Source organism: uncultured Campylobacter sp., assembly GCF_938045405.1.
In the GTDB taxonomy this organism is placed as follows: Bacteria; Campylobacterota; Campylobacteria; order Campylobacterales; family Campylobacteraceae; genus Campylobacter_B.
Window position 1 is genome coordinate 1 of the sequence record NZ_CALIMW010000148.1, and the last position, 6678, is coordinate 6678.

Here is a 6678-nt window from a genome sequence, read left to right on the forward strand (position 1 = left end):
TGGTTGCGCCACAGAGCCTCTTTCGAGCCCAAGACGAGATAGGTAACGCCGTAGAATAGGGGCATCGCGATGATGAAAAGATCGACGATGAAGGCCTTTATACGTAGAAAAATCGGTGAAATTTTAGCTTTTTGTTTTGCCATTTTGATCCGTTTTAGATTAAATTTCAAAATTCCGTCGCGCTAAAGCCGAAGGATAAAATTTAATCTCGTTGCGGTTTGTTAGCAGCAAATCGGCGCCTAGTTTCCGCGACTGCCGGGCTTGATCGCCTTGCTTCCGGCAGCACAAAGCGGGCAGGTCGCGGGCTCGTAAATTTCAAACTCGAAATTGCCTAGCGCAAAAAACGGCTTATCCGCGGGCAGCTTGGCGCCAGCCTTAGCGACGCTGCCCGCTAAATTTGCGACCTTGCAAAATCCGCGATTGGCAAGCGCGGCAAAGCCCACGACCTCTCCGCCGAGGTCTTCGATGAGCCTTGCGCTCTCAAGAGCCGAGCCGCCCGTCGTGATGATATCGTCGCAGACGATAAATCTCTCGCCCTTATGCACTTCAAAGCCGCGGCGCAGGCTCATTACGCGATCTACGCGCTCAGTAAAGATAAAGCGCTTTTTCGCCGCGCGAGCTAGCTCGTAGCCCGCTAAAATTCCGCCCAGCGCGGGCGAGCAGACGCTATTAAACTCCACGCCCGCTTTTTCGATGATTGCGGCGAGTTCGTCTGCGAGCCGTCCCGCGAGCTGCGGATCCTCAAGTACTTTGGCGCTTTGCAGATAGAATTCCGAGTGGTTGCCGCTTGAAAGCAGAAAATGCCCTCGCAGATATGCGCCGCAGTCGCGATAGATTTTTTCTATATTCACAGCTCAAACCTTCAAAAGCTCGGCTTCTTTGGCCTTAACTGCGTCGTCGATTTTACTTGAGTAAGAGTCGGTGATCTTTTGTACCTCGTCGTAGCCCTTTTTGGCGTCGTCTTCTGAGATCGCTTTGTCTTTTTCGAGCTTTTTGATTTCGTCGTTAGCGTCTTTGCGGACGTTGCGAATGCCGATTTTGGCCTTCTCGCCCATCGCTTTGGCCTTTTTTGCGTTTTCTTGGCGCTGCTCGACCGTCATCGGTGGGAAAAATAGCTTTATGCTCTCGCCGTCGTTAGTAGGGTTTACGCCGATATTCGCCGCTGCGATTGCGCTTTCGATCGCCTTTAGCATCGGTTTCTCCCACGGCGTGATCGAAATCGTTACCGCATCGGTCGAAAGGACGGTCGCGACTTGATTCAGCGGAGTTTGCGAGCCGTAATAATCCACGAAAATATGATCCAGGATCGCCACGCCTACCTTGCCGGTGCGTAGCGTCGTAAAGTCCTTTTTCAAAGCCTCGATAGCTCGATCGCCGTTTGCTCTTTGCTCTTTGTAGATAGCTTCTAGCATTCAAATCCTTTAAATAAAATTTGCGAAATTATAGCGTTAAAAAAATAAGAATAGCATTTAAAAGCGCGGATTTTGCGCTTTTAAATTTTAAAATTTAGAGTTTATTTGGTTGTATTTTGATCTGCGGAAGCAGCGCTGGCATTGGTATCGCTTGATGCTTGCGACTGGGCAGGCGCGCTAGCTGCGGTAGTATCGGTCGCAGGAGCCGCGGGTGCTTCGATTTTCGTATTCGTCGCATTGATCTCGCCGCTAATTATGGAATTTGACTCGGTGCTTGCCGGAGCGAAATTAGACTTTGCACCAGAAGCTGGTATGGATGGCACGCCAGGGACAGCGTTTGGCACGGATTTAGTAGCATTTGCTTCGATCTTTACGCGATCGACGACAGAAGATTTAGCATCTTGCTGATAGAAATATGCGAGCACAAGTGTATTTATCACGAATAAAATTCCCATCGCGGCGGTAAATTTAGCTAAAAATCCCGCCGGACCCTTCGCTCCGAATAAGCTTTCGTTGCTTCCGCTGTATGCGCCAAGCCCGATAGAAGAGCTCTTTTGCAGCAGAACGGAGATCGTAATTATCACGGCGAAGACGACTTGTAAAACCAAAAATAACGTAGTCACTATAAAAACCTTTTGAAAAAATTGAATTTGCGATTATAATAAAAGATTTATAAATTTTAAGTTAAGAGTGCACCGCACGAAGCGGTGCGTAAAATTTAGTCTCTGCTTGCGCCGAAAATTCTTAGCAGCGAAAGGAAGAGGTTGTAGATGTTTAGATACATATCTACGGCAGCCATTATCGGTGAAGTGTAGGTGCCGTTTATAATATTTTTAGTATCGTAGATGATATACATCGAAAAGATTAAAGCCGAAAAAGCTGAAATCGCTATATCAAGCACGGTGCTTTTGAAAAAGAAGTAGTTCAAAAGGCTTAGCACGATAATAGCCACAAGCGATACCAATAGCGGCTTTCCCCAAGAGTCGAAATTTGTCTTTGTATTCATCGCATAAACGGTAAGAGCACCGAAAGTAATCGCCGTAGCCACAAACGCATGCGTTACTACGTCTCCAGCGCCTGCTGCGATATAAATAGCGATCAATTTACCTAGAGTAAGACCAGTAATAAAGGTAAATGCAAAAAGCAAAACTAGCGCAATCGTATTAGCGCCGCGATTTACAGCTGCTTGCATACCGAAGATCAGCCCCATTAAAACTACCAGATATAAAATCGGATGAATAGCCAAGCTCACACCAAAGCTCATCGCCACAAAAGCCCCTGCTGCCGCAGCTATCATCGAAGCGGTTAGAAGCGCGTAGGTTTGTTTAATGGTCTGAGAGATTCGTCCTTGTTCCAGTGATGCGTCCGATAGTTCATAGCCGTCCGCGTAATTTCGTCTGTCGTATAGACTCATATCTTTCTCCTTCTTTTGATTTATGAGCGGGGAGTTTAGCGAAAATTTGGTAAATATATAATTAAAAATTCCCAGAATTCTATCTATTTATGAAAGTAATATATAATTCCCGACTTTTTTAAGGAGAAAGTATGCCCAGCCAGTTAATAAATGGAGCTATTAAATTTATGGAAGAAAATTTTGCCGAGCATGCCGAGCTTTTCGGGAGTCTGGCAAATCATCAAAAGCCCCACACGCTTTTTATCGGCTGCTCTGACTCGCGCGTGGTGCCAAGCTTAATTACCTCGACGCTTCCAGGAGAGCTTTTCGTCGTGCGAAATATTGCAAACGTCGTTCCTCCATACCGCATTAGCGAGGAATTTTTAGCGACTACCTCAGCGATTGAATACGCGCTATATTCGCTAAATATCAAAAATATCATCGTTTGCGGGCACAGCAATTGCGGTGGCTGCGCGGCGCTGTTTTATGACGCAAAAAAGCTTGAAAAAATTCCAAACGTAAGGCGCTGGCTAAATTTAATGCAGCCTGTAAAAGACGAGGTCGAAAAGCTCAAAGATCTCGGCGCCGACAAGCGCGAGTGGATCACCGAGCGGCTAAATATTATAAATTCCATGCAAAATTTACTTAGCTTTCCTGGCATCAAAGACGCCTACAAAAACGGCGAGATTAAAATTTACGGCTGGCACTACGTCATCGAAACGGGCGAGCTATTCAACTACGACGACGAAGGCGCGCATTTTACGCTATTAAATAAGGGAATGGATTATGAAAAAATCTATAATCAGCTTTTTAACGATTAGTCTTTTTAGCACCGCTTTAGCGTTTGCAGACCTCAACACGACCGGCGAGGGAAGCTTTGTAGAGACGAATTCTTCTACTCCAGAGGCAAATCTTACTTTAGAAAACAACAAAACCGAGATCAAAAAAGAAGTCGCTAAAATTCTATCCAAATCGCTCGGCGCGGAAGATGGCAATAAAACTGAAGTAATAAATATGATCGCAGAAAAGGTCGCTAAAACGGAGACTTCGCAGAAAAAAGCTCCTAACGGCGAGACGCTTATCTCTGTAATCAAAGAGATTAAAAAGCTAAATTTGCAGCGCAGCTCCCTGCTTAACGGCGGCGACGCCAACGCGAGCAAAAACGAACTGGACGCTATCGATCGCAATAAAGCTAAGCTCTTCGATCGTCTACCTTTTGCGATTACGCAGCAGGATATGGATATTGAAAGCATAATGTCGTATGCGCAAAATAAAAAGAACATCCAAACTACGCTAAAAAAATACGCCAAAAAGCAGAGCTCTCCCGAATACGTAAATGCAAGCGCGGATTTAGAAAAGATGGAAATGGCGGAGATCTTTTATACCTCACTTATGAAAATTGAGGATATGTTTGTAAACGGCGCAAGCAGAAGCGCGCTTGAAAGCGAGCTAAGTAGCACGCTACTAAATATCCAAACTAGGGATTTTAGCAAACTTAATGATTTGAAAAATAATCTAAGCAGTCAAGAGCAGATAGACGCCTTAGAGTCTAAAATCAACGATTTGAAAAACGACAAGCAGACCTACGACGAGGTGCTTACGTATCTATCGCGAAATAGCGATCTACTCGCAAGCAGCGTGGTTTTTACGAGCTTAAATTTTAAGTCGGTGATCGATTATATCAACGATAAAATTCCGTTTCAGCTCAGCCACGTAAATTTCGGCAAGCTCATTCTAATCACGCTGATTACGCTATTTTTCTACTCGCTTCGCAGGCTACTTGCCAACATCATCTATTTCGTGTTTAAATTCTTCAATAAAAGCTTTTCACTAGATAGCGAAACTCTAAAAACGCAAGTAGTGGGCATTATCAAGCGTCCGATGGGTATTTTGCTGATCGCTTATTCGGTTGATATCTGTCTTAGTATCTTTTATTATCCAGCGCCTGTGCCGATAAAATTTGCAAATTTATTCTCGATCGTTTACGTGGTACTTTGGGCATGGCTCATCATCGAAATCATCGACGGTTACGGCATTGTCGTGCTTGGAAACATCACGAAAAAAGGCGTCAGAAAAGATATCATAAATCTAGTCGTTAAAATTCTATATGTCATCGTAATCATCATCGCCGCACTTTTGGTACTAAAGCGTCTGGGCTTTGACATCTCAGCGCTTATGGCATCGCTTGGAATCGGCGGACTTGCGATCGCGTTTGCGACCAAGGACATCATCGCAAATTTCTTCTCATCCGTGATGTTATTATTCGATAACTCGTTCTCGCAAGGAGATTGGGTCGTATTAGGAGACATAGAAGGAAACGTCGTAGAAACGGGCTTTAGAAAGACGACGATCAGGACCTTTGATAACGCTCTTGTTTTTGTGCCGAATTCCAACATAATGGCGCAAAATATCAAAAACTGGAGCCGCAGGAAGGTAGGACGGAATTTAAAGCTTACCGTAGGCGTCGAATACGGCGCGAGCACGGCTCAACTGCGAAAGTGCGTAAACGATATCAAAGAGATGCTAAAATCTCACCCGGGCATCGCTCAATCTGCAGATACAGCATTAAATTCTAAAGATTTTCGTATGCGCTATAGACAAAATATGGTCTCTATCGACGATTTAGCGGGCTATAAAAGCACTATGTTCGTGGCGTTAGATAGCTTTGGCGATTCGTCTATTAATATTTTAGTTTACTGCTTCACAAAAACCGTAATATGGGCAAATTTCATCCAAACTAAAGAGGATGTTTTATTTAAAATAATGGAGATCGTGGAGCAAAACGGACTATCGTTTGCCTTCCCATCGCAGAGCGTTTATATCGAAAATATCCCGGAAATAGCAAGCGAATGCGTAAAATCAAAAGTAAATTCCAACGACAAAGGAGAGCAAAATGGCTGATTTCGATGACTTCGAAGACGAAGAGTTCGATGAGGACGAATATGAGGACGATGATTTAATCGGAGGTGACGAGAGTTACAACTACAACTACGACGAGGATGATTACAGCTACGAAGACGACGACGGTTTTAACGATTATAGCGATTTGGACAGCGAGGATTATTAGTGTTTAGATCCAGGGCGCTGCCTTTTGATCCGCGCGCGAATAAAATCGCGAGCTTGCAAAGCTTAAAATTCCATCACGGCGAGCTTTGCGAGGACTACGTCTCCACCCTAAATCGAGACATTGCGGATACGCCGATACAAAACGCGGATCTTTTTACGATCATCACGCAGTCTTTCAGGGAGGCGCGCGGCGAGGAGTGCGAGTTTTCGCAAATTTCAAAGCTTTATCAAATTTGCCTAGGTTTTAGCCGTATTTTTAACAACGCCTCTGAAATTTACAACCACGATTTTTACTTTGACTGTATCGCGCAGCCAAGTGAGCCTAGCGGCGAGCTAGCGGATGCTTTAGCGCAGACTTTCGGCGAGATGGAAAATTTTAAAAGCGAGTTTCTAAAGCGCGCGCTGGGGCTTTTTGGCAGCGGCTGGTGCTGGCTTGCGTGCGACGAGCGCGGCGCGAATTTAGAAATCATCACGACGCAAAACGCGGATACGCCGATCGTGCGTGGTAAAATTCCGCTTTTAGCCTGCGATCTTTGGGAGCACGCCTATTATGACGATCATCAAAATGCGCGCAAATCCTACGTGGAGAATTTCTTGTGTTTTGCGGATTTCGGCTTCGCAAGCGACGCCTACTGCTGGGCGAAAAAGCAAGGACTTGACTCCGTAAAGCTCTACATCAGCGAGCTTCACCCCGCTGCCTCCTCGCGCTGCGATTGCGGCTGCTGCGGATAAATTCGGGCTTTTACCGAGTAAACTTTAGCGCTGCGGATTTTCGGTTCTCTATGCCCGCCGCGCGCTAAATTTCAA

Annotated in this window: 8 protein-coding genes and 1 pseudogene; 4 read left to right on the forward strand and 5 right to left on the reverse strand. The window is 45.3% G+C overall.

All coding sequences use genetic code 11. The annotated features are described in order from the left end of the window. The 5 genes and pseudogenes from Q0140_RS12635 to Q0140_RS05910 all read right to left on the reverse strand — a co-directional run. Nucleotides 1-143, reverse strand: a pseudogene (locus Q0140_RS12635) (RDD family protein); the annotation flags it as partial. 96 nt (nucleotides 144-239) lie between these two features. Continuing rightward, nucleotides 240-851, reverse strand: a complete 612-nt coding sequence (pyrE, locus tag Q0140_RS05895; RefSeq protein ID WP_297962746.1) for an orotate phosphoribosyltransferase — start codon at nucleotides 849-851, stop codon at nucleotides 240-242. A 3-nt stretch (nucleotides 852-854) separates the two neighbouring features. Further along, on the reverse strand, nucleotides 855-1412 hold the full coding sequence (gene frr, locus Q0140_RS05900; protein WP_297962748.1) for a ribosome recycling factor: 558 nt from the start codon (nucleotides 1410-1412) through the stop codon (nucleotides 855-857). A 101-nt stretch (nucleotides 1413-1513) separates the two neighbouring features. Next, nucleotides 1514-2035, reverse strand: coding sequence for a preprotein translocase subunit SecG (secG, locus tag Q0140_RS05905; protein WP_297962750.1), 522 nt, complete (start codon nucleotides 2033-2035; stop codon nucleotides 1514-1516). Nucleotides 2036-2130: 95 nt separating this feature from the next. Further along, nucleotides 2131-2826: a Bax inhibitor-1/YccA family protein gene (locus Q0140_RS05910; protein ID WP_297962752.1), complete on the reverse strand. Its 696-nt coding sequence runs from the start codon at nucleotides 2824-2826 to the stop codon at nucleotides 2131-2133. Nucleotides 2827-2957: 131 nt separating this feature from the next. Here Q0140_RS05910 and Q0140_RS05915 point away from each other — a divergent pair, with 131 nt between their 5' ends. Genes Q0140_RS05915 through Q0140_RS05930 form a run of 4 tightly spaced genes read left to right on the forward strand, consistent with a single transcriptional unit; the run spans nucleotide 2958 to nucleotide 6603 of the window. Beyond that, the gene (locus tag Q0140_RS05915) at nucleotides 2958-3626 is read left to right on the forward strand and encodes a carbonic anhydrase (protein WP_297943776.1); all 669 of its coding nucleotides are present in this window, start codon (nucleotides 2958-2960) and stop codon (nucleotides 3624-3626) included. Next, entirely contained in the window at nucleotides 3592-5706 is a 2115-nt protein-coding gene (locus Q0140_RS05920) for a mechanosensitive ion channel family protein (RefSeq protein WP_297962754.1), read from the forward strand. The genes Q0140_RS05915 and Q0140_RS05920 overlap by 35 nt, the downstream gene beginning before the upstream one ends. Continuing rightward, entirely contained in the window at nucleotides 5699-5872 is a 174-nt protein-coding gene (locus Q0140_RS05925; RefSeq protein WP_005870938.1) for a hypothetical protein, read from the forward strand. The genes Q0140_RS05920 and Q0140_RS05925 overlap by 8 nt, the downstream gene beginning before the upstream one ends. Further along, on the forward strand, nucleotides 5872-6603 hold the full coding sequence (locus Q0140_RS05930; protein WP_297962756.1) for a superoxide dismutase: 732 nt from the start codon (nucleotides 5872-5874) through the stop codon (nucleotides 6601-6603). Before Q0140_RS05925 ends, Q0140_RS05930 begins: the two co-directional genes overlap by 1 nt. Nucleotides 6604-6678: the final 75 nt, after the last annotated feature.